Origin of the sequence: Paenibacillus sp. FSL L8-0470 (assembly GCF_038008625.1) — a bacterium.
Taxonomy (GTDB): Bacteria; Bacillota; Bacilli; order Paenibacillales; family Paenibacillaceae; genus Paenibacillus_AQ.
The window spans coordinates 554493-576465 of the sequence record NZ_JBBOZM010000001.1 but is presented as its reverse complement, the minus strand read 5'-3'; the positions used below and the strand labels follow the sequence as shown (position 1 = coordinate 576465).

Here is a 21973-nt window from a genome sequence, read left to right as displayed (position 1 = left end):
AATATGAAAATTTCCCTGATTCAGCTCGATATAGCATTTGGCAAACCAAAGGCAAATTATGTAGCGGCTGAACACAAAATACGCCAGGCCGCGGCAACTCGTCCTGACTGCCTCGTTCTCCCCGAATTATGGACGACCGGATACGATCTAACGCGGCTTGATGAAATTGCCGATCCAGAGGGGCAGATTACGAAGGACTTTATTTCCGGCCTTGCCCGCGAATATGGCATCAACATCGTTGCCGGTTCCGTAGCCAACAAGCAGGCTGGCGGGATCACCAACAGCATGTTCGTCTTTGGCCGTAATGGCGGGCTTGCCGGGGAATACAGCAAGCTGCATCTGTTCCGCCTGATGGATGAACACCTGTATCTTCAGCCAGGAGAAGCCAAGGGGCTGTTCAGCCTGGACAGCGCGTTATGCGCCGGATTGATCTGCTATGACATCCGCTTCCCGGAGTGGGTGCGTGCCCATACGGCACTCGGGGCGGAGGTGCTGTTCATCAGCGCAGAATGGCCGTTGCCCCGGCTGTCCCACTGGCGTGCCCTGCTGATCAGCCGGGCAATCGAAAACCAATGCTACGTCGTTGCCTGCAACCGCGCCGGGGCTGATCCGGCGAACATTTTCGCAGGGCATTCCATGATCATTGATCCGTGGGGCGACATTATATGTGAGGCCGGAGAAAGCGAGGAAATCCTGAGCGGCGTTATTGATTTGCAGAAGGTACGGGAGGTAAGACAGCAGATTCCGATCTTCTCAGACAGACGGCCAGAGCTGTATACGTAGCCGCTGCCTGCAGAAAAGCCGAAACAAAAACTATATAGTTTGAACAAAACAGCGGTCTCATTACACCGCACCATATACTCATTACACCGCACCATATAGATGTATTTACTGCAACTAATTAGGTCCAAAATGGAGATTTCTTGGGAATAAGTGTATTTTCTGCAATTAAAAATGCCGGAAAGCTATGTTTGGGCCGGTTCGACACTTTTTAAGTGTACAGAGTGCAGTTATCTCCTTGCAGGGCCTAAAAGGCCAGGTTTTAGTTGTATGGAGTGCAGCTATCCGCTTAGCAGTGCCTCTTATTATCGTGGACACTGTGCGGGTTAACATGGGCACGGGATTAGTTGCAAACTTGCGTTCAGCTCTGCATATATCCGTAAAATTGCGGTTCCTTATCACCTCATAACAAAAGATGCTGCCGCAGCTGCTTAAAGCAGCTGTCTTGCAGCACCTTTTGTGGGATTTAGCCGGAATCGCCCAACCCAAACCCCAAACTCAAACCCCAGTTCCAACTCAAACTCAAGCTTTAGCTCAGAATCCAGCTCAACCCCTGCAGACGCACAAATCTCAGCGGGCATACCGTTCCCGCAGCACCCGTGCTGCTTCCAGCACACGCTGATCCGCATACTGCAGGTCATAACTTGTCTCCTCCCTTAAGAGGGCAGCCGGTTTAAGCTGCACTCCGCGCCCGGATATCGCCTGCCGGATGCTTGAGACGAACACCGCCGCCGAAGCCGGCCCGCCGAGTTCGCTTAACGCGGCGATGGTCTCCGGGCGGACCCGCGGATAAGCCAAAGACTCGTCCCCGCCGGACGCAGTCTCATAGAATCCGCGGATCAGCTCCCCGCGCTCCTGCCCGGAGCCGGAGACCACAACGAACGCGTGAACGAAATACGCGCTGCTCTGCCGCCGCTGGGCAATGCCGCAGAACTTGCGGCCGCCGATAGCCAGATCGAAATCACCGGGACAATAGGAACCGGTGATTTCTCCGGCCTGGATCAACGCCGCAGCCTGCGGATGGCTTACCGCTACAGCTTCCTGAATCAGGGAAGCCAGCAGCCGGAAATCGTCATGAAAATCCAGCTTGCCCGGAGTTTTGGGAAGGACCAGCGCCACATTGACGATCCCGGCATCCAGCGGCACGGCAGCCCCCCCGGAGTGACGGACCGCTGTACGAAACCCGCGCCGCTCAAGCCCGGCCATCGCCTCATCTGCGCGGGGCAGTTTGCTGTCCCGCAAGCCCAGCGCAACACCTGCGGGATGACTCCAGAGATGCAGGGCTGGAGGGGCCAGTCCCGCTCCAATGTCCCGGCACAGCGTCTCCTCAAATGCAAAGGGAACCAGCATGCCTCCCGCCTCTCCAGCATCTCCTGCCATCACAGCATGTTCCGTCTTCCCGGCATCTCCTGCCAATGTAACATGTTCCGCTTCTCCTGCTTCTCTGGCAATCACAGCATGCTCCGCCACCACTCCACCTTCAGCAGCCCCACTTCCGCCATATTTTGCTGCCTTCCCGTCATCATCTGACAAATGCTCAAACAACACCATTACATTCGGAAGAGCGCGCTCCGCGCCCGGTTCTACTATGTTAATTCCTTTATTAATCATCATTCATCCCCCGAGTACCTATTGAATGTTAACCACTGTCCGAACCAATAGTCATATTGTAACCGATCCGCAGCCTGGCGCGAAGGCAAAGCGTGGGTTCAGCATTTGAAATAGTTGCTGGATACCGTTATCCTAATACCATAACAAGTTTCAATCAGCGGCAAGATTAAGCGCTGAAGCTCATGCTATACACAACCTTGAGGAGTGATGCCGCATGACAGTCGAACAACTTGCGAAGGACAGGCAGTTAAGCAAGACCAGGCAATGGGAACAGGCGATGCACAAGCTGTATATCAACTTTAGAGACTACAGCAAAGACGCGCTCAAAAACTTTGATGACGAGGATATTCATCAAGCCAGAGTCAACAGCCGCAAGCTGCTGACCCTGCTGTCCATTCTCGATCCGGATCATTCCGCAGCAGCCGAGCTGTACAACGTATTCAAGCAGGCCCAGAAAAGGCTGGGCAAGGTCAGGGATGCAGATGTTCTTATTGAATCTTTCAAGGAAAGACGCAAGAGCGCCAAGGAAGCCGGCGAGGCGAAAACTGCCGAACTGCTGAAGGCGGTCATCAAACACCAGAAGGATAAGCGGAAAGAATACCGCAAGAAGCTGGAGGCGGAGCTCCCAAAGCTGGCCGGCAAGGAATTGGACGGGTTATGGGAAGCTTTTAGGAGCAGCACGCTTGAGCCGCTGGCAGCAAAAAGAGATGTAAACGTCGTCATGCGCGAACTTGAAGTAGCTTTTGAGCAGAAGAAAAAAACATGCAAAACCCTATTCAAAGGTGCCGAGGCAGAATCCAAGGAAGCCTTCGACGCACTGCATGAGCTGCGGATCGCCGCCAAGGAGCTGCGCTATACAGCCAATGCGGCCGCATTCGCACTCAGCCAGAAATTCCATGCCCATGAGGAGATTTACAGACAGATCCAGGAGCAGCTTGGCGAAATTAATGACAAACACGTGTGGCTGGAAACACTGAATTCTATCGGACGCGATGAGCTGGGTGTTGGCAAAAAGACGTGGAATGAGTTCACAGATGCTCTTCGGACCGAAGTGCTGGAGGCATTGCATCATAATGAGGTTGTTCCCTTTACAGAGAAAGCCAAGTCACTTTGAATTCATAATAAGACATAGGAAGAGGCAGGAAGCGCATGCTAGGCATGCCGCTCCCTGCCTCTTATTCTCTTATCTGTTGTTTACAGCCGCATACTTGTTCAATACACCCTGGTAGGCCGATTTAGGACGCAGGCCGACCAGCTTCTCCACTGGTTGACCTCCACTATACACAATCACCGTAGGCAAGCCCATGACTCCGGCCTCCCCCGCCAGCTCCGGCAGTTCATCACAGTTCACCTTAACGATAGCCACACTGTCTCCATACTCGTCATTCAGCTCCTCCAGAACAGGCAGCAGCATCTTGCAGGGCGCGCACCACGGTGCTCCGTAATCAACCAGTACAGTCCCGCTGCCGCTTAGCTTGGCTCTCAGATCCTCAGTTTTCTCTGCATTGATAATAGCCATCGTTAGTTCCTCCCATATATCTTGAATAATACAAAAGTGCATTCTTTGGCCCGTCTTCATTCAGACAGCACGTTATCGGGTGCCTCCGCTTCCAGCCGTTCCTGGTGGATGGAAGCCATCCGCTGCTGCAGGTTCAGCTTAATTTGGCTGAGCTGCACAATCTGGCGCTCAATCTCCTCCAGCTTGCTGCGGTATAGGGGCATCACTTCCGCGCAGAACGCTTCTTTATTCTTCAGCACGCAGTGCAGAAAACCGGAAATCTCTTCCGTGGACAAGCCCAAATTTAAATAGAGCTTAATCGTCTCCACCGTCTCGACAGCAAGCGCTGAATACTCCCGGTATCCATTCGCCTGGCGGAGGGGAGCGATAAGTCCCTGACGCTCATAATAACGCAGTGATCGGACACTGACGCCCGTCTGTGCTGCAAGTTCACCTATTTTCATAGCATTCATTCTCCCCGGGGTTCATGAGAACTTCTATTCCAAGTATAAACCCTGACACCAGTGTAAGGGTCAAGGACTTTCTTGAATAACCTTGCTTTATTCGGTGGAGGTCCCGGAAGCTCCGTATTCCTCTATATGCAGCTTGACATCAATGGTTATCGGAACCCGGCTGAAGGTATCATCCCAATTCTCCTTCACCTTTCTCCATACGGTAGGATGCTGAATACGCAGGATTTTGCCGAATCCTGCGGCGTCAGCATGCAGCTTTTGCTGCATTGTCTCCATAGAGGCTCCGACCATTTCCTTTACCTTATCCTGCAGCACCAGTTCATCCTGCTTCATATAAACAGCGTCCAGCTTTTCTCCTCCACGCGCAAAAGTCTCGGCATATCTGCCTGTAGACTCGATCTTCACGGCGAAAGAGATATTGCCCTCCTCGACCTTGGCTTTAATTTTGCTGTCCATGGACTTAATCTCATAAGTAATCAGCCTGCCGCTGCCATCCTCATTGGTCTTAAGTACGCCGCCCTTTCCTTTTCCCGTAAGCCAGACCACACCTTCCAGCTCCTCTTCGTTTAAGAAGCCTTGCAGCTTGCCCGTCTCCCCCTTGATCACACCGGCTCCGGCAAATTTCATCTCATTCTTAGCAGCAATTACATTCTGCAACATAAAGGTGGTTTTTCCATGCAGGGGACCTGCAGCCTTGGCGATAGACACTGGATCCCAGATCCGCAGGTTCCGGTCCCGGTTGTCAAATATCCCCTCCAGCACAAACGCCGGTGTCTGGCCCGGCAGCACGTTGTTCAGCACATCACTGGCCTTTCCCTTGCTGACGAGAAGCAGCACACTAGGGCGGATATCATTATCCCGGCTGAAAAAATCGATCAGCTCTGAAAGCTTGGTAGAACGTGCCAGCTGCTCGCCGATCACGATGATCTTCAGATGATGTCCAATGGGAGGATTGTTTGTACGCAGCGACAATTCACGGATCGCTTCGAAAACGGAGTCTCCAGTTTCAGTCATATTATAGAAATTTCTGGAGGATGCGCCTTCTTTTTTTGAACCCACTGAACCTTGGGGTACGATAAACTGATAGGTGCAGGACATTCGTTTTTTCTTCGGATACCCCCCGCCCCTCTGCTCAAAATCCTCTTCAATTGGTGTTTCATCCGCTATGTCGAGCGCAACGGCCACTTCCATATTTAGGTTCTCAATGGGCGTGCTGCTCCAGCAGCCGGATAACCCTATGCTTTGAATTAGAAGCACGGCAAGCAGTACAATTCGCTTCATGATCCGGCTCTCCTGAAATGAGCAATAAGCAGCAGCGGCAGCGGCAGTAATCCGAACAGCAGAATGGCCCAATTGCCAAGGCTGGTACCAAATGCGAACAGGCCATTGATATTCGGAGGAGTTTCCGTAATAAAAAAAACAAGCGGAAGCAAGGCGAATAGACAATGGTCGAGCTTTTTGTTGAAGATTTGCGATATTCCCAGCGCTGCCCCATAGAAGGAAATGCAGAAGGTACAAAAAATTTGCATAATCCAGATGACCAGGAGCAGAGATTCGAAACGTTCAAACAGCAGGTTTACCTCAAAGCTGCGTATCAGATCGATGAAGGGCCATGTGCGGGTGACTACACCCTCTACAGAGAATGCTCCTATCGTCATGACAACAGCAACAATATAAAAGATCATAGAGATCAATGTCCCTGCAACAAGCACCCGCCCTGCTTTTTTTGGTTTTTCCATAAAGGCTACCAGGAACAGCAGTGCTTCACCTGCCGTATAAGTCAGCGCTGTCGGCTTAACGCCTCTCCATACCGGACCCAGCCCTTCCCCGAGCACAGGGCGGAGATTGTCTATATCAAATATTTTCAGGCTAAGCAGACAGACACCGAAAAAAATCGCCCCGGCCATAGGGGCAATCAGCCTGCACAACCGGGACAGCGCATTGATTCCCCCTCTGCATAAATAAAGCGCAATCCATAGGAATACAGAGGATACCGCCCAATAGGGCGTCCCCTCCAGCAGAAAGAATCCGGTGACCTCCTGCATCGAACGCAGCTCATATCCGGAAATACATAGAAAAAATGCGGCGATGACCACTCCCAGAATCGCCGCAAGCGGCTTGCCGATAATACTCCTGCTGTATTGATAAACGGTTTTGCCCGGAAACCGCTGGCTAAGCAGCACAATTACCATCCCGGCCACCATGGATAACAGGGCGCTTACAATAAGTGATATCCATACATCAGGAGTACCGGCGGCCTGTACAGTTGTCCGGGGAAGGGTGAATACGCCTGCTACGAGGATGTAATTGACCATAATAATGGTCGCTTGGCTCGTCGTGATGCTATCCTGTACTTTTGCATTCATGATTCTCACCTCAGTCTCCTGAATTCAAGTTTATTTTTTACGAATTGGATCCTTGGGCTGCAGCAGTGCCGGACGGCGCTTCATCAATTGCAGGGGGATGCGGATAATGAAATCGCGCAAATCGCTCATCCTGTAGGGAGTAACCATGCTTAAGTAGGGAACCCCAAAGCTCTTCAATTTAATCAAATGGCTGCTGAGCAGGAGGAAAAACATAACAACACCGTAAAGCCCGAATACAGCTGCGAAAAACATCGCTATGAAACGGAGAAAGCGCAAGGTAATCCCCGCACTATACATGGGAATCGAGAAAGAGGAGATCGCTGTAACCGCAACGACAATGACTAGAATCGGACTGACAATCCCCGCCTCTACCGCCGCCTGGCCGATAATCAGACCTCCGACAATGCCCATGGCCGGTCCAATGGGTTTGGGCAGGCGCAGGCCGGCCTCACGTAATATTTCGATAGAGATTTCCATAATCAGCGCTTCAATTAATGTAGCAAAGGGGACGCCCTGCCGGGAGCTGATGATTGAAATCGCCAGTTTGGTAGGAATCAGTCCGGGATGAAACGAGAGAAAAGAGATGTAGAGCGCCGGAGCAAACAGCGCAACTGATGCGCTGAAAAAACGCAGGAGCCGCAATAGTGAACCCGAAAACCAGCGGTCATAATAATCCTCCGGTGACTGCAGCAGCATTCCGAAGGTAGTCGGCATTATCAGCGCAAACGGTGTGCCATCCAGAAGAATGGCCGCCCTTCCCTCCAGCAGCGCCGCCATGACCCGGTCCGGCCGTTCTGTGTTCTGGATCTGCTGAAAGGGGCTGAGGTAGTTGTCTTCCATGAGTTGTTCCAAATATCCCGATTCCTGCACATCATCTATATTGATCGTCTTGATTCTCCGGGTGATTTCCTTAATCAGCTCATCGTTGGCGACGCCTTTCAAATAGGTCAGCACCAGTTCCTTCTCAATTCGCTCTCCCACCGTAAAAGAAATCATGGCCAGCTCCGTGCTCTGCCCGTGTCTGCGCAGCATCGCTGTGTTATCACTGAGCGTTTCATTGAAGCCCAGCCGCGGACCGCGCAGAAGCGCCTCCGATATCGGCTCCTCCACGCTTCTTGTGTTGCCTTTCGGGGTACCTAGTATAAAAACCTCCGACATTCCGTCAATTAACAATACCGCAGAGCCGAACAATACCTTTTGCAGCGAGAGTCTCAACTGGTCGGTAAATTCAATTTCCGAGACCTGTACTACCTGGTGCACGATAATCCCTTTCAATATCTCTGCTGGCGGGGCTGCATTCATGCCTTCAAAGGGCCTCACCGTGTTCATCAAGGGCATCAGGATGTTCTGATCCATGCCTTCTTTGTCCGTAAGTCCATCCACAAAAAACAGCGCTGCCTTGATTTCCAGACTTCCGATGCGCAGCTCTCTGACATTAACGTCGGACATATCGGTACTTATCTCCCTGAAGGACTGAACATCATGTTGGAACTCTCCGGTATAGGTCAGGGAAGGAGTGGCCTGTAAAGCGTTGTTTTGAGCAGGGGGTGCGGGTGCGGCGGATTTTTTATTCTGCACAGCGATGCTGGTCTGATCCGCCTCCCCAGTATCTTCGGAACTTGGAACCCCCCCGCCTTTTTTGCCTTCAGCCCGCATTCCCCGGGTGCTCGCCTTGCCCTCTTTCATTCGGAGCCAGATCATTAGGCGGGTTAAGACAACCGGAACGATGAAGATGACAAAACCTTGAAACAGCACCTTCCAGCCGGGCACAAGATCCCATAGCATCTTCCACATTCCATGCGCCCCCCTTTTTATTCGTAACCCTATTTTGACCGAAGCTGGAACATTCATACATCAAAAAAAACAGCTGCATGCTCCTCTTGGGGAACGTGCAGCTGTTATGATGTGCGAAAACGATTCAAAGGTAGGAGTTACAGCAGACCCGCTGCCCACATTCCGCCTTGGCGGATCATTTGGCGGAACGGCTCTACCGAGAAGGAAGGCAGATGATGCCCCGGCATCAGATAAACTACACGGCCAAGTCCGAACGCATGGCACCAGGCTGCCTGACGCATGGCCCCTTCATGAAGGTACTCTGCCAGCACAGTCGTCTCAAAATAAGGATGCATTTCAAAGTAGTACGGCTCGTCCTCAATGACGAACTCGCTAATCCCCTGCATAATGGGATGCCCGTGTGCCGGTATTTTCATATGCAGGGAGGTGTATTCCGGATGGTGGGTGAAATGCGCGCCTAGCATAGCGCCCAGCTCCTGATTCCGCTGCAGGGAGATTCCGTTATGTACAACGAGCAGACCTCCGCCCCCCGCTACATAAGACAGCAAAGCGGCACTTTGCTCCGGGGCTATTTTCTGTTCGGAAAATTCGGTATAGGCGATAACCAGCTTCAAGCCCTCAAGGTTGTCTTTGCTCAGGAGACTGTAATCTTCGGAAGCCTCCACCTGCAGATCAGGTGACAGAATGCGCTTAATCTCGTGATCCACACCGGTAAAAGGATGGTATTTCACCTCACTGTAGCTGCCAAGTGCTAGTGCTTTCCATTCAGACATGTTCTTCCCGCCTCTCTTCCTGCTTCTCTTAGTGTATAGTTACCAGGGCCAGGCATTTCCGTCCAGGTCGAGATAAGCCGGCTCCTCACCCAAATACTTCTTGTGCCCCTGCACGATATTCATAATCTTACGCGCCGACTCTTCAGGAGGAATAGGTGCCTCCAGAGCCTTCTCACCATTCATATAGGATTGCAGCCAGCCGGGGTGAAAGACCATAACCTGCCCGCCCATCACCTTCAAATGGTTGTGCAGCAGGGAGGACTGCATATTAAGCGCTGCTTTGGACATACAGTATCCGTACATATTAATCCGTTTGTTCCGGCCAATGCTTCCGGCTTCTGAGGAGATATTAACAATCAATTTCTGCTTGCTCTGCATCAACAGGCCCATCAGTTCATTACTGACCCTCAAAGAACCAAGCGTGTTTACATTATAAATGTGAGCCATGGCTTCATCGTCCATATCAACAAGCATCGTGGCATCATCGGCTCTATGAATAATACCGGCATTATTGATAATCATATCAACATGAGCGGTACTGCCCGAAATACTACGTGCCGCTTGCTTGACACTCTCACGGTCGCCGATATCCAGCGGGATCAGAGTTAATCGGTCCGGGTACTGCTTTTTCAGTGCGTCCAGCGATTCCGACTCCTTCATATACTGACCGGCAAATACGGAATATTTGTTCTCTAGAAGCCAGCTTGCCAGAAAAAAACCTAAACCACGGTCAGCACCGGTAACAAAAGCAACCCTTTTCATGATTATGGACACACCCTTTACGATTCTTCAGGATACACGCGGCATCTCTCTCACATTAGCATGGCAGTCACGTTTTTTCAACGTCCTTCATGGGACTGTAATTCCGCTGAAAGGGGTGCTCTAACTTCCTTTTTGATTTAATTTTGAACTATGTTACAATCGTAGTTACAAGTACTTATAGGAAGGTGAGATACCGATGTCTATCCAACAACTTCATACTCTGGAAGAACTGCAGCAATATGTTGCGCAACCAGGTAAAAAACTGCTTTTCAAGCATAGCACTACCTGCCCGATCAGCGCCAAGGCCAACGAGGAATTCACAGCCTATGCGCAAGGCTCCGAGACTCCAGCTGCCATTGTCCATGTGATTGAAGACCGTCCGTTGTCCAATCAGATTGCCGAAGATTTCGGGATCAAACATGAATCTCCGCAGATCTTCCTCCTGGAAGACGGCGAAGTCCGCTGGAACACCTCCCATTGGAAAATCACCCGGGACGCCATCAAGGCAGCTGTGAGCCAATGAGCCAGCCGGTAATTGTCTATTCCACCACAGGGTGCAGCGACTGCAATCAAGTGAAGCAGTGGCTGACCGAGCAAGACGTTAGCTTCGAGGTGCGTGATGTTATGACAAGTACAGTGTATCAGGAAGAAGTCGAGAAGCTGGGCTTCATGGGTGTGCCTGTTACCGTGTACGAAGGCCGCGCAGTCAAGGGCTTCAATGTTTCCGAGCTTAAGGAGCTTATTGGAGCAACCGCTGAATAATTTATAGCATGAAGCATATGAATACTTATATTTTGAAAAAGGCATCCCCTTGGACCTCTGTCCAGGGGATGCCTTTTATTTGCCCTTTTATTTGGCCTTATCCTGGATTCGTTGAGACATCCGCCAGAAAAGAGACATTTCCGCTGTGGGAATAGATGACGGAATCCGCTCCAAGCCCTTTATAGACCAGTCTGGGATTCATCGAAGTCGTAATTACGTATATTGGCTTTGTCGTCCAGGTCCGGCACATCTGGATATACCGGCAGCATAAGGTCACACTGCTCTCGAACAGAAATACTCTGCCTACCGGAAAAGAGGGGCGGAACCATGTATTCTGATGATGTGTATCCACCACGAGATTGACCTCGATTCCCAGCTCCTCCAGACGCCGCTTCTCCGCCGCATTGTTGGCGATTCCTGCGATCTTATAGCCTCTAAACTTTAAGATTTTGATAAAATGCTCCCCCGCTTTAGTCGGAGCGTTAATGAGTACATATTCTTCCGAATTCGCCATATCTTCCTCTCCTCCGGCTTAGGACTTCCATTCATTTGCCATACGAACACAGCAAAAAACCACAAAGGAATTCCCTCTGTGGTCCAATTAACGGTCACATTGTGCTCATCCTCTCTAATACGCTTACGAGGTTAGCTGTCGGATTCGGGCAGTGAGAGTCGCCCTACCTGTATCCATGCGAGCATTCTCTCGCACTTTCACAGGATTCACCCCATAACCGGCTCCGACTCTCACATCGGCTGCCGATTGTTGGTTCCCCCGCTTTCCATAACGGAAATTAAGCGGACTGCGTATTCGATTGTGTAGTAAACAGAAGTAATCATACTCTGGCGATCACGACCTTGTAAACCGCCAAACCTGCCAAAATAATGCATTTAGTAAACCCAAACCAGATCAGGTAGCGCTTACTTAAGCCTCGATCTCATCATTCCTCTTATTTACTCGGCTTATCAGCGATTTGCGAAAAAGCATTCAGTATTGTGATTATATTCACCCGATGTTGAGCAAATTGCCTTTTATGCTCTGATCACCCTAAATCAAAAGCAGTCGTATGAACGAGATAAAAAGCCGAAAACCGTTGATAAACACCCTTTTAGCACATCCTACCGTTTCCTTTGCCAGAATTCCCTGAAATTCGGCTCAGAAGAATGTTTTTTCCTTTTTACAAAGCTCATGCGAAAAGAGTATGATTCGGTTTGAATCCAATGCACGAAATGCGATATAAACGCTGAATTCCCGCAATGCGGGAAACGGGGGAACCATCAGGCCCGCAGGGGCCTTACCTGGAAGATAAGAATCTTTCTTGGGGTGAATCCGAAGGAGACTGTGGTCTCATTAGGTAGGGCGACTCTCACCGTCCGAATCCGACAGCTAACCCCGTAAGCGACTAGAGAGAACCTTGATCCGCCACGTTTTTGCGCCAGGTGTATTTAAGCCTGTACCAAAACCGCAGCAGAGGTCCTCCTCTGCTGCGGTTTTTTGTGCTGAGGCTGCAGCTTATAAATGGGTAGGAGGGAAAACGAAATGAACCAGCGCAGGCTGTTACGTATAGAAGTGTTTGTATTCGATGCCCCCTGGCCATTCCATCAGGCCACGGAGTCATCCGGCAAATGCCGATATGGTGTGCTGAAGCTTACGTGCAAGGCTGGGTGCAGCTGGGGAGCGGGGATACTGTCTGCGGAAGGCGATCATTTTGACGTCATTAAATGGAGCAGCTTCCTGAGAAGTATACGCAATCACAGGCTGGAAGAAGCCATAGAAATTGTACAGCAGCTAGGTGCGCAGTGGGAGCCGGGTCAGCAAGAAATCGTGCAAACGGCCCTGCTGGATTTAAAAGCCAAGCTGCAAGGCAAGGTCGTCACGTCACATCTGCAAATGGTCCCCTATTCCCGTACAGCCGGGGCCGGCGGTACGCCCCCCTTCAGACGGATGTACTATAAACCTTCAAGTTCCCTGCTGCATAAAGGCAGCTGGCAGGAACCGGACATAGCCGAGCTAATGGACAGATCCATCGCTTATTTCTCCCTCTTATAATTTCTTATTCAGAAAGGAACGTGAAGACATGCCAGACCCATTATCCCCGGAATGGACAGCTGCCAGCGAGTTTGCGGAATATGTCCAAAAGAACACCGGAAATATTTATGCACTCACCAGTCTGCTGCTGGGAGAGGGTGCCGTTGCGGAAAAGACTGCGATGAAGACCTTCACTGAGCTTTACACCCGGTACCTTCATGATGATTTCATACCGCAGCCTTTCTCGCTGGTTGCCTACCGGGAGTGCATTCAGCAGTGCTCCCGGGCTGCGGAGGAGTGCAGCCTCTTTGTTTCCAATGGATTAGCCTGGGAGGATCAGATTGTCCAGGTGTTATGGTACGGCATGCTGCTGCCCCTGCCTGCAATCAGCACCATTCTTGAGCAAAGCGTGCCGGTGCTGAAAACCCGGCTGAGACATGTGCGCGAGCAAATGTGCCGGTTAGAAACATTGCGGCCTGAAGCAAATTTATTTGTTGTATAGCTGCTCACATAGATTAAAGAAGCACTGTGGGCCCCTCTCTTATCTCCGCTGATGTAATGGGCAACTTGTCGAAGCGCATGAAAAAGCCGCAGCATAATGCCGCGGCCTTTTCTATTTATACTCAGCTCTTGCCCTTGCCGCCTTTGGCGAATCTCCAGGCCGCTGTACAGCAGCCCAGCAAGCCCACTCCGAGCATTAACGTCTGCAGCACACCCAGCAGGGTAGAGCCCTCCGGCTTAAGCATGCTGCTGAGCAGAATCAGCAGCATTGAAGCTGCGAGTATCGCGGGGATTTGATTGTTTTTTTTCAAGATTACCACTCCTTATTCAATAACATACACCATAAGCCTTCACTGATCCAGTTTGGCTCTGAACTCCCCCGGGAGCCGCAAAAAAGCCGCGGTTTCCGAACCGCGGCTTCCTCAGTAAAACCTATGATCACTTCTTAGTGTGCGCGTTTAGAATGTCTGCCAAAAATGATTAATGACGCAATCATACCGGCAATGCCCATTCCTGTCATAAGCCCTTGAATGAAATCAAGCAGATTCGATCCATTGGACGGCATTAACCTGGCGACCAGTACGATTAACGAAGAAACTGCAAACAGCAACCCGAATGTTTGTTCATGCTTTTTATTCATCCTTGCCACTCCTCAAAAGGTATATATTGATGATTCCAATTAAATTTTGTAGGCCTTCATTGCTTTTCTGATCTCCTTGATGCTTGGGCGTTTGCCGTACATCAGCACTCCCGTGCGGTAGATCTTGGCGGCAAGCCAGCCGAACAGTAAGGTGGTTGCCAGTAAGATGAGAAGCGAGACCAGAATCTCCCAGGTCGCTACCTCGCCAACACCAATGCGCAGCAGCATGCTGAGCGGAGAAGTGAACGGAACAAAGCTTGCTACTTTAACCAGCAGGGTATCCGGGACAGAGATGCTGAACATTGGAAGATATAAATTGACGAAGCCCAGCATAAGAATCGGCATGATCGCCTGACCCAGGTCCTCGGTACGGCTGACAATGGAACCTACAGCTGCGTACATCATGGCGTACAGGAAGTATCCCAGAATATAGAATATCAGTCCGTATAAAAGAATGCTGATATCCAGCTGCCCCAGGTCAAGATCAAAATCGGTCAGGATACTGGCATTATGCGGAAGCATAAGGTTCGCAGCTACGCTTGCGGAGATAACCGCAATTTGCAGGATGCCGACCAGGAAGATGCCGATTACCTTGCCGAACATTTGCGTCAGCGGTGCAGCGCTCGTAATCAGGATCTCCATGATACGTGAGCTTTTCTCCGAAGTGATTTCGGCGGAGATCATATTGCCTGTCATCATAATCGACATAAAGAACAGCATAAGCAGGGCATATACAATCACGTAGTTGATAATTGGCGGTGATTCCTTTGCCGCACCTTCATTTCCGGCACCTTCTGAGCTGATCTGCTGGGTACCGATGGATACCGGGGTGTACATCGCAGCTACCTGTTCCGCAGTCAGCTTATCACCTACGATCAGCTGAGTATTGGCTTGCTGCAGTGCATTCTGCAGATAGCTCTGCACATCCGAATCAATCTCACCGTTCTTGCTATAGTAGGTAACCGCGGGAATGCCTTCACCGCTCTGTGCACCCAATGTGATATAGCCCTCAATGTTTTCCTCATCCAGACCTTTCTTGAGCGCTGCATCGTCAGCAGTAGCATATGGACTGATCGTTACCGGTGCCACGCCCTCTGGCGGACTATAAGCCTGGAGGAGCTCAGCTACTCGGTTGCCATCCTCTGCCACGACTCCGATCTGCACTTGGTTCTTTGCGGACCCGTCGTCTCCCTGGAACAGCTTCACCATATACGGAATATTCATCCCGATGCTCAGCAGAACCACCAGAATCAGCGTAGTAATCAGAAATGCCTTGGTTCTTACTTTATTCTTGAATGTAAAACCGATAATCGTCCCCATCTTATTCATTGGATTCACCTACCGCTCTAATAAAGATTTGGTTTAGCGTCGGTTCCTTGATCTCAAAATGCTCTACCTCACCCTGTGCAACAGCATGCTGTAAAATGCGCTGGGCCGCACCGATCTCGCGGATCGAAAGAACATATCCCCGTTCCTGCCGCTGGACGGCAGTTACACCGGCGATACTTTCCAGGCCAGCCACTTCGCCCGTTGTGCGGAGTATAACCTCCTCGCGCGGGTAGCCTTTCTTAATCTCGCGGATATCTCCCTGGACCACTGTATTGGAACGGTCAAGAATAGTAATGTTACGGCATAATTCCTCAACATGCTCCATCCGGTGTGTAGAGAACAGGATACTGGTGCCCTGATCCCGCATTTCGCGGACGGTATCCTTCAGCAGTTCCACATTGACGGGATCAAGCCCGCTGAAGGCTTCATCGAGAATCAGAATTTGCGGTTTATGAACAACCGCGGCGATAAAGCCCATTTTCTGCTGATTTCCCTTGGAGAGCTCTTCAATCTTCTTATTGTAATACTCCGGGACTTCAAAGCGGTCCAGCCAATAACGCAGGCTCTTGTCCGCATCGGCTGCTGCCATGCCGCGCAGGCGGCCCAGATAAATAATCTGGTCGCTCACCTTCACCTTCGGGTACAGTCCGCGTTCTTCCGGCAGATAGCCCATCAGATGCTGCAGTTCATTGCTATAGGACTTGCCGTTGTAAAGAATCTTGCCCTCGTCGGGATAGATCAGGCCAAGCACCATGCGCATTGTTGTTGTTTTGCCGGCGCCATTGGCTCCGAGCAGACCGTAAATCTCACCTTGCTCTACTTTTAGACTGATTTTGTTTACTGCGGTTTTGTCTCCGTACTGCTTTACTACCTGTTCAAGCTTCAAAGCTTCCATTCGTTAGTCCCCTCTCTTCTGGTCGATCAGGATCGGACGATGTCCTTGTGTCCATAAGCTTAAAATCTCATCCAGCTCCAGACTGCGGCTCTTGATAACCTTTACGCCCAAGTCCTGAATGCGTTTCTCATTCTGATTAAATTGCTGGGTTATAAATGAAGCGACTCCCGGTGTCTCCAGTGCTAACTGCTGAGCCCCCGGCAATTCAGCCGCCAGCTCCCTAAGCTCTTCCTCATCCTGCACGCCCACCCACACCTCGCTCCATGAACCAAACAGGCTGTCCTTCTCCGCCATTCCAAGCAGCTGTCCCCGATGCATCAGCACAATAAAATCAGCCAGCCGCCGAACCTCCTCGACGATATGGGTGGAGATAACAACGGTCGCATCGCTCTCATCCATATACTTGCGGATCGACTCAATCATACTCTTCCAGGCGAAGGGGTCGAGACCCGAGGAGGGCTCATCCAGCAGCAGCAGCCGGGGCCGGGAAGCCAGCGCAGCGGCAATCTCGAATTTACGGCGTTCACCCTTGGACATCTTGCCCAGCTTGGCTCCCCTCGGCACTTCAAATTTATCCTGCAGCTCCTGAAAATAGTCATGATCCCAGGAAGGGTACCAATGCCGGCGGAATTCGGCAGCCTCATCTGAGGTCCAGTAATTCTCCTCCGTTAGCGAGGTTTCCGGCACATAAGCAATGCTCTGGCGCAGTTCAAGCGGCAGACCTGCCTTGTGCTGCTGTTCAAACCAGAGGATCTCGCCTTCCTCCGGAAAGGTCAGCTGCAGCAGCATATGAAGTAACGTGCTTTTGCCGGAGCCGTTCTGGCCCACCAGTGCGGTAATATAGCCTTGCGGGAGATTCAGATTAAGTGGCCCTATCGTCCTGCTGCGCCGCTTCTTGCTTACATTCCGCAGCTCTATAGCCTGCTGTACCATGAGATGAACCCACCCTTCATTCCTGTTTGTTGTATTTGTCTTTTACAATCTCCACAAATATTCCCGTCAGTTCCTCTTCACTGCATTGGACCGACAGGCCAACATCCACCGCACTTTCCAGAGCTTTACGGACGGCATCCCGTTTGTATTCTTCCATCGCCCCGTCACCCACATGGGAGACAAAGGTTCCGGTTCCCTGTCTTGTCCGCAGCAGCCCCTCATTCTCCAGATCCTGATAGACCCGGCGGACGGTGATTACGCTGCATTTCAGATCTCCGGCAAATTCACGTATGGAGGGAAGCAGTGTCCCTTCGGTGATGCCTCCGCTGATGATCAGCGACCGGAGCTGGGTTTCGATCTGATGGTACAGCGGCTCGGCACTGTTCTCGTTAATCTGTATCGGTATCCACATAAGTTACCTCCGCCCTCTCATACGAGATCGCGGCTTTTAAGCCGGTGTATCGTCAATTTGGAAAATAATTGCACGGATACCGTGCCCAGCAGCAGCGTTCCCCACATCAGCGGAGATAACAGCCCCCATTCCTTCGAGCAGGAGACGCTGTACAGAAACAAATTTCCATCCGCCCATTGAATCAGCAGTGCAACCCCGAAGGACAGCGTCATCAGGGCCAGGGTGATCCAAAAGTACACTTTGCCGCTAACCAGAAACTCCACAACAATATAGATGCCAGTCATTATCAGGCCATAACCGATCCAGGTAAATGCAAACGCAACGTATGAAGTCCCTGGCAGCTGGCTGCGTATATCGTCACTAATCGCGTACATTAAACCGAAGAACAATACGCCATTCAGACAAAATGAGAACATTGCATCCAGCTTTCTTTTGCACAGGATCACCGCAGCCGGAACAGGCAAACTCCGCATATAGGCCAACATCCGGGTATAGGAGTCTTCACTTAAATATTTCATGGTACGCCGCGAGAGCGTGAAGCCCAGCATGGGAATCATAGAAATCAGCAGGAAGTCGGACATCAGCCTTCCGTCACTTCCGCTCAGCGCGTCTTCCGTGACCATTCCAGTCATAGCGGCCATATAACCCATAAAGATAATGGAAAACAGCAGGGCCCTCACTATGTTCAGCTTGTCACCGCGGAAATCTGCACGGACCAGCACCCAGGCGTCTCTAAATATTGTCATTACCTTTAACCTCGCTTTGTTGTTTCTCCTGCGGTAGGCTGCAGCGGATAGACACGGTTCAGTGTGTATCTCTCTGTGCTTACTGTATATATCTATATACACAGTATATGACCTGTATTTTCCATTGTCAAGAATCATTTGTAATAAAATTCAATCGGCTATAAAGTAGGAATCAGCGGAGATTTGTAGGCTACCGAGAGAAAACACTCAGGATCGGGAGGTTCATATGATTAGTGACCCATGGTTTACTGTTCAGCAAATGGATGAAGCCACATTCGCAATCAGCGAATACGGGCATTGGGAGAAGGTGCATTCCTTTCTGCTGCTGGGGGAGGAAAAAGCTGCACTGATTGATACCGGTCTTGGCATCGGCAATATCAAAGAAATAACGGATCAGCTGACCCGCTTGCCGATTGAAGTGCTCACCACTCATGTACATACGGATCATATCGGCGGCCATGGACTATTCAGCAGTATTTATGTCCATGAAGCGGATAAGGACTGGCTGGTCCATGGCATTCAGGGTTTGTCTATCGAGCAAATCCGCAGGGACATCGGCAGAGATCTGACCCGGCCTGTGCCGGAGGGCTTTGACCCCGACGCTTACAAGCCTTTTCAGGGCGAGCCCGCCGGCTTATTAAACGACGGGGACCTCATCTCTTTGGGCGGCAGAACACTTAAGGTGTACCACACTCCCGGGCATTCTCCGGGTCATGTATGCTTTGTCGATAAAGACCGCGGTTATTTGTTTTCGGGTGATCTGCTGTATGATGAGACGCCTGTGTATGCTTTTTATCCTTCAACAAGTCCTGCCGATTTGGTCAATTCCCTGGAGAGAATGGCTGCATTAGAAGGAATCAACAAAGTTTACGGTTCACATAATACACTGGGTCTAGAAGCGGAGATTCTGGAGGAAGTGAAGCTGGCGGTTAAGTTTCTGCGGGAACATGAACTGGATCATTTCGGGACGGGGATTCACCGGTTTGGCCGCTTCAGCGTGCAATTCTGACCTTAATGAGAACACAGCCATGGCCGGGATGCCCTGGAGATTGCAATAATCAAGCGTGAAGCATATAAACTCTAATATTTAGAAAAAGCCTGTGCTGTCCGCTCCCCACAGAAAGGTTGCAGATGCACAGGCTTATTCCAATTTCAGCTACGCGTTCAATATGATGTCCCAGACCGGCTTTGTGTGCCCGCCCGGATAAAAGATGTACAGCAGCACATACACAGCCACACCCGTAATGGCGGTAATAAACCAGATGACCGCAGTCACTCTTCCCCATTTCCGGTGTTTGGCAAATTGAGCCTTGAAGCCCAGCGTCAGCGTAGTGATGCCGAATACGGCGGCTACCGTCGCCAGCACGATATGGAAAATCAGAAAGATGTGGTAGAGCGTCGACAAATCGGCCGGTCCGCCCCAGGATGTATTGCCTACGAATGCCGTTCTGGACACGTACACAATGAAAAACAAGATGGCAGCAACAGCAGCGGCAATCATTGTCTTCTTGTGTGCTTCACGCTTGCCCTTAATGATTTGTCTCCAGCCAACCGCCACCAATAGCGCACTGATTACGATGAAAGATGTGCTGATCGTTGGAAACAATGTGAATATATCCATGATTATCCCCCTCGGCGCTCGCCAGCTATGCACGAGCAAGAAGAAGCCGCTACATTGTTCTTTGCAGAACGTAGCTTCCGATGCCAGCAATACTCTATATCGCTCTCAGGTATCCGTTGCTTTAGAAATACAAGGATAATTCCGGTGTGGGACTCAACCTTCCTTATATTTCAAATAGCCACCCCCCGGTTCGGCGGATGGCGCGGATACCTCCGCATCGTCTTGCCCGTTCTCTTTTTTATACCAATGATAGAACACATAAGCAAGCATCGAGGCAAAAATAAATTCCTGAATGAACTTCATAGCGATGCCCCCCACCTGCTGATCGACCTTGGGCGACAGCCACCCGAAGAACGCCGGACCGCCGAACGTCTGCAGCAATGAAGCCGGATTTCCCGATACACAGTAGCCCATCGCCCGCGCCCAGGTGTCGGGATCACTGTACGTGGAATATAGTGGAGTCCCCGCAAAAATAATCAGCCCGCAGGCCGGTGTCAGCAGCACCATATTCAGGAAAATAAAGCCCACCTGGCCCAGGCCGCCAAGTTTCCGGCACTCTGGCAGAGGATTTATCAGATTCCACCACATGAGCACAGAGGTCAGAAAAAGCAGGCCGTAATAGAGCCGGTGAACTGTAAAATGCAGCATCACGTAATCATGAACCACTGGAATATGGTAGAGCGAGAACAGTCCGTTGAACAGAAGGGCCGCCACCACCGGCTGTGCCAGAAAAGCAAAACGCCGCAGCGGGTTCACCTTAAGAAAGGCACGCCAGACCCAGGCCGGAATCCCGAGCATAATCAGCGGCACTGCTACCAGATAGGACAGAGCCATACTGACCATATGGAAGGAAAAGAAGATATGACCCAGCAGGCTGACCGGCCCGCCCTGCGCGAGGTAAAGAGCCAGCATTCCGCTAAGAAACAGCCCCCTGCGCCATACAGGAACTGCAGAAGCACCGGAGAACCGACTGGCAAGCGGACCGATCCATACGAAATATCCAGCCGTCAGCAGCAGCAGGACCGCCAGAAAAAGCGGACTCCACAAATCCTCAAAGCTGAAATACTGTAATCCCAGCATGATCAGAAGCCTCCTTAATCCCACCAAACCCAATACAGTGCCATGATAATGCTGGTTCCGGCGATAAAAAATCCGCCCAGCATAAATAGAATCGGTATCAAGTGTCCCTTGTCCTTCAGATGCATCCAGAAGCCCATCTGCAGAAAAACCTGCAGAACAGCCATGACCAGCAGCAGAATCACAGCAAAGGTCGCGTTGACTCCTCCGGCCGCAACAGCTGCGAAGGCAATCAGCGTCAGAATAACAGAGAAGATAAACACCACGATATGCCGCTGCGGCCCTTCCTGCCGGTGGCGGTGCTTCACCGGGCTATCCGGAGAATGCTGTTCTGTCGCCATAGCTAACCCACCTTTCCGAGCAGGTAAACAACCGTGAAGATAAACACCCATACCACATCAATAAAATGCCAATACATCGCGGACACATAAATCTTTGGTGCCGTGACCACCGTCAGCCCTTTATAGCTCAGCTGCCCGATCAACACGGCGATCCACACAATGCCGAAGGCAACGTGAGCCCCGTGGAACCCGACCAGCGTATAGAACGCCGAGCTGAATGCACTGGTGGTCATCCCGAACTTCTCGTGTCTTATATACTCGCTGAATTCGTAGATTTCCAGCCCGAGAAAGGCCGCGCCGAGCACTACAGTAACCAGCAGCCAGTTCCGCAGCAAGGCGGGCTGGTTCCGGTGCATCGCCTGAATGGCAAATACGCTCGTCAGGCTGCTCACCAGCAGCAGGAAGGTTGCAGCGGCAACCAGCGGCAGATGGAACAATTCGTTCGCAGACGGACCGTCATTCGTCTGGTTTCGCAGCGCCAGGAACGTAGCGAACAAGGTGCCGAAAAGCACCGCTTCTCCACCAAGGAACAACCAGAAGGCTAGGACTTTGTTGCGGCCTTCCGCCGTTGCTTTCTCCAGTTCGTGCGGAAGAGTACCTTTTGCAGCTTCAGCATGTGCCGTTGTCATGTCG

At 51.1% G+C, this 21973-nt stretch carries 27 protein-coding genes and 2 riboswitches; of the genes, 7 read left to right on the top strand and 20 right to left on the bottom strand.

Annotated features, from left to right (window positions below; all coding sequences use genetic code 11):
- Positions 1–3 precede the first annotated feature (3 nt).
- Positions 4–783: a carbon-nitrogen family hydrolase gene (locus NST99_RS02670; protein ID WP_341089560.1), complete on the top strand. Its 780-nt coding sequence runs from the start codon at positions 4–6 to the stop codon at positions 781–783.
- Positions 784–1350: 567 nt separating this feature from the next.
- On the opposite strand, the gene NST99_RS02665 is transcribed toward NST99_RS02670, so the two are convergent.
- Positions 1351–2391, bottom strand: coding sequence for a lipoate--protein ligase family protein (locus NST99_RS02665; protein WP_341089558.1), 1041 nt, complete (start codon positions 2389–2391; stop codon positions 1351–1353).
- Positions 2392–2605: 214 nt separating this feature from the next.
- Here NST99_RS02665 and NST99_RS02660 point away from each other — a divergent pair, with 214 nt between their 5' ends.
- A complete protein-coding gene (locus tag NST99_RS02660) occupies positions 2606–3505 on the top strand; it encodes a CHAD domain-containing protein (RefSeq protein WP_341089557.1) in 900 nt (299 codons plus the stop codon).
- Positions 3506–3574: 69 nt separating this feature from the next.
- On the opposite strand, the gene NST99_RS02655 is transcribed toward NST99_RS02660, so the two are convergent.
- The 7 genes from NST99_RS02655 to NST99_RS02625 form a co-directional block, all read right to left on the bottom strand.
- Entirely contained in the window at positions 3575–3910 is a 336-nt protein-coding gene (locus NST99_RS02655) for a thioredoxin family protein (RefSeq protein ID WP_341089555.1), read from the bottom strand.
- Between the two features lie 56 nt (positions 3911–3966).
- A complete protein-coding gene (locus NST99_RS02650) occupies positions 3967–4353 on the bottom strand; it encodes a MerR family transcriptional regulator (protein ID WP_341089553.1) in 387 nt (128 codons plus the stop codon).
- 96 nt (positions 4354–4449) lie between these two features.
- Positions 4450–5643 carry a Ger(x)C family spore germination protein gene (locus tag NST99_RS02645; RefSeq protein WP_341089552.1) on the bottom strand — a complete coding sequence of 398 codons (1194 nt, stop codon included), beginning with the start codon at positions 5641–5643 and terminating at the stop codon, positions 4450–4452.
- Positions 5640–6728 carry a spore germination protein gene (locus NST99_RS02640; RefSeq protein ID WP_341089550.1) on the bottom strand — a complete coding sequence of 363 codons (1089 nt, stop codon included), beginning with the start codon at positions 6726–6728 and terminating at the stop codon, positions 5640–5642. Before NST99_RS02640 ends, NST99_RS02645 begins: the two co-directional genes overlap by 4 nt.
- Positions 6729–6758: 30 nt before the next feature.
- Positions 6759–8522 (bottom strand): spore germination protein, encoded by a 1764-nt coding sequence (locus NST99_RS02635; RefSeq protein ID WP_341089548.1) that lies wholly within the window; start codon positions 8520–8522, stop codon positions 6759–6761.
- A 137-nt stretch (positions 8523–8659) separates the two neighbouring features.
- Positions 8660–9295 carry a ThuA domain-containing protein gene (locus NST99_RS02630; protein WP_341089546.1) on the bottom strand — a complete coding sequence of 212 codons (636 nt, stop codon included), beginning with the start codon at positions 9293–9295 and terminating at the stop codon, positions 8660–8662.
- Between the two features lie 39 nt (positions 9296–9334).
- On the bottom strand, positions 9335–10057 hold the full coding sequence (locus NST99_RS02625; RefSeq protein ID WP_341089545.1) for an SDR family NAD(P)-dependent oxidoreductase: 723 nt from the start codon (positions 10055–10057) through the stop codon (positions 9335–9337).
- Between the two features lie 196 nt (positions 10058–10253).
- On the opposite strand from NST99_RS02625, the gene ytxJ reads away from it, so the two are divergent.
- Positions 10254–10580, top strand: a complete 327-nt coding sequence (gene ytxJ / locus NST99_RS02620; RefSeq protein WP_341089544.1) for a bacillithiol system redox-active protein YtxJ — start codon at positions 10254–10256, stop codon at positions 10578–10580.
- Complete coding sequence (locus NST99_RS02615; protein WP_038585436.1) at positions 10577–10819, top strand: glutaredoxin family protein; 243 nt, start codon at positions 10577–10579, stop codon at positions 10817–10819. The genes ytxJ and NST99_RS02615 overlap by 4 nt, the downstream gene beginning before the upstream one ends.
- 97 nt (positions 10820–10916) lie before the next feature.
- Here the strand turns inward: NST99_RS02615 and NST99_RS02610 are convergent, their stop codons facing one another.
- Positions 10917–11333 (bottom strand): hypothetical protein, encoded by a 417-nt coding sequence (locus NST99_RS02610; RefSeq protein ID WP_038585433.1) that lies wholly within the window; start codon positions 11331–11333, stop codon positions 10917–10919.
- Between the two features lie 105 nt (positions 11334–11438).
- Positions 11439–11627, bottom strand: a riboswitch (cyclic di-AMP (ydaO/yuaA leader).
- 421 nt (positions 11628–12048) lie between these two features.
- Positions 12049–12232, top strand: a riboswitch (cyclic di-AMP (ydaO/yuaA leader).
- Positions 12233–12356: 124 nt separating this feature from the next.
- Between NST99_RS02610 and NST99_RS02605 the strand changes: the two genes are divergently transcribed.
- Positions 12357–12866 carry a hypothetical protein gene (locus NST99_RS02605; RefSeq protein ID WP_341089543.1) on the top strand — a complete coding sequence of 170 codons (510 nt, stop codon included), beginning with the start codon at positions 12357–12359 and terminating at the stop codon, positions 12864–12866.
- A gap of 28 nt (positions 12867–12894) precedes the next feature.
- Entirely contained in the window at positions 12895–13347 is a 453-nt protein-coding gene (locus NST99_RS02600; RefSeq protein WP_341089542.1) for a hypothetical protein, read from the top strand.
- A gap of 121 nt (positions 13348–13468) precedes the next feature.
- Here the strand turns inward: NST99_RS02600 and NST99_RS02595 are convergent, their stop codons facing one another.
- The 7 genes from NST99_RS02595 to NST99_RS02565 form a co-directional block, all read right to left on the bottom strand.
- On the bottom strand, positions 13469–13657 hold the full coding sequence (locus NST99_RS02595; RefSeq protein WP_341089541.1) for a hypothetical protein: 189 nt from the start codon (positions 13655–13657) through the stop codon (positions 13469–13471).
- A gap of 134 nt (positions 13658–13791) precedes the next feature.
- Positions 13792–13986: a hypothetical protein gene (locus NST99_RS02590; protein ID WP_341089540.1), complete on the bottom strand. Its 195-nt coding sequence runs from the start codon at positions 13984–13986 to the stop codon at positions 13792–13794.
- 39 nt (positions 13987–14025) lie between these two features.
- Complete coding sequence (locus tag NST99_RS02585; protein WP_341097528.1) at positions 14026–15315, bottom strand: ABC transporter permease; 1290 nt, start codon at positions 15313–15315, stop codon at positions 14026–14028.
- Positions 15308–16210 (bottom strand): ABC transporter ATP-binding protein, encoded by a 903-nt coding sequence (locus tag NST99_RS02580; protein WP_341089538.1) that lies wholly within the window; start codon positions 16208–16210, stop codon positions 15308–15310. Before NST99_RS02580 ends, NST99_RS02585 begins: the two co-directional genes overlap by 8 nt.
- Positions 16211–16213: 3 nt before the next feature.
- On the bottom strand, positions 16214–17143 hold the full coding sequence (locus NST99_RS02575; protein WP_341089536.1) for an ABC transporter ATP-binding protein: 930 nt from the start codon (positions 17141–17143) through the stop codon (positions 16214–16216).
- 16 nt (positions 17144–17159) lie between these two features.
- A complete protein-coding gene (locus NST99_RS02570; protein ID WP_038585414.1) occupies positions 17160–17555 on the bottom strand; it encodes a GntR family transcriptional regulator in 396 nt (131 codons plus the stop codon).
- 17 nt (positions 17556–17572) lie between these two features.
- Positions 17573–18301, bottom strand: a complete 729-nt coding sequence (locus NST99_RS02565) for a hypothetical protein (RefSeq protein ID WP_341089534.1) — start codon at positions 18299–18301, stop codon at positions 17573–17575.
- Between the two features lie 226 nt (positions 18302–18527).
- On the opposite strand from NST99_RS02565, the gene NST99_RS02560 reads away from it, so the two are divergent.
- Positions 18528–19310 (top strand): MBL fold metallo-hydrolase, encoded by a 783-nt coding sequence (locus NST99_RS02560; protein ID WP_341089533.1) that lies wholly within the window; start codon positions 18528–18530, stop codon positions 19308–19310.
- A 147-nt stretch (positions 19311–19457) separates the two neighbouring features.
- Here NST99_RS02560 and NST99_RS02555 read toward each other — a convergent pair whose 3' ends face one another.
- The 4 genes from NST99_RS02555 to NST99_RS02540 all read right to left on the bottom strand — a co-directional run bounded on the left by NST99_RS02555 (position 19458) and on the right by NST99_RS02540 (position 21969).
- A complete protein-coding gene (locus NST99_RS02555; RefSeq protein ID WP_341089531.1) occupies positions 19458–19922 on the bottom strand; it encodes a DUF420 domain-containing protein in 465 nt (154 codons plus the stop codon).
- A 153-nt stretch (positions 19923–20075) separates the two neighbouring features.
- A complete protein-coding gene (ctaG, locus tag NST99_RS02550; RefSeq protein WP_341089530.1) occupies positions 20076–21002 on the bottom strand; it encodes a cytochrome c oxidase assembly factor CtaG in 927 nt (308 codons plus the stop codon).
- A 14-nt stretch (positions 21003–21016) separates the two neighbouring features.
- Positions 21017–21340 carry a cytochrome C oxidase subunit IV family protein gene (locus NST99_RS02545; protein WP_341089528.1) on the bottom strand — a complete coding sequence of 108 codons (324 nt, stop codon included), beginning with the start codon at positions 21338–21340 and terminating at the stop codon, positions 21017–21019.
- Between the two features lie 2 nt (positions 21341–21342).
- Positions 21343–21969 (bottom strand): cytochrome (ubi)quinol oxidase subunit III, encoded by a 627-nt coding sequence (locus NST99_RS02540; protein ID WP_341089527.1) that lies wholly within the window; start codon positions 21967–21969, stop codon positions 21343–21345.
- Between the last annotated feature and the right edge of the window lie 4 nt (positions 21970–21973).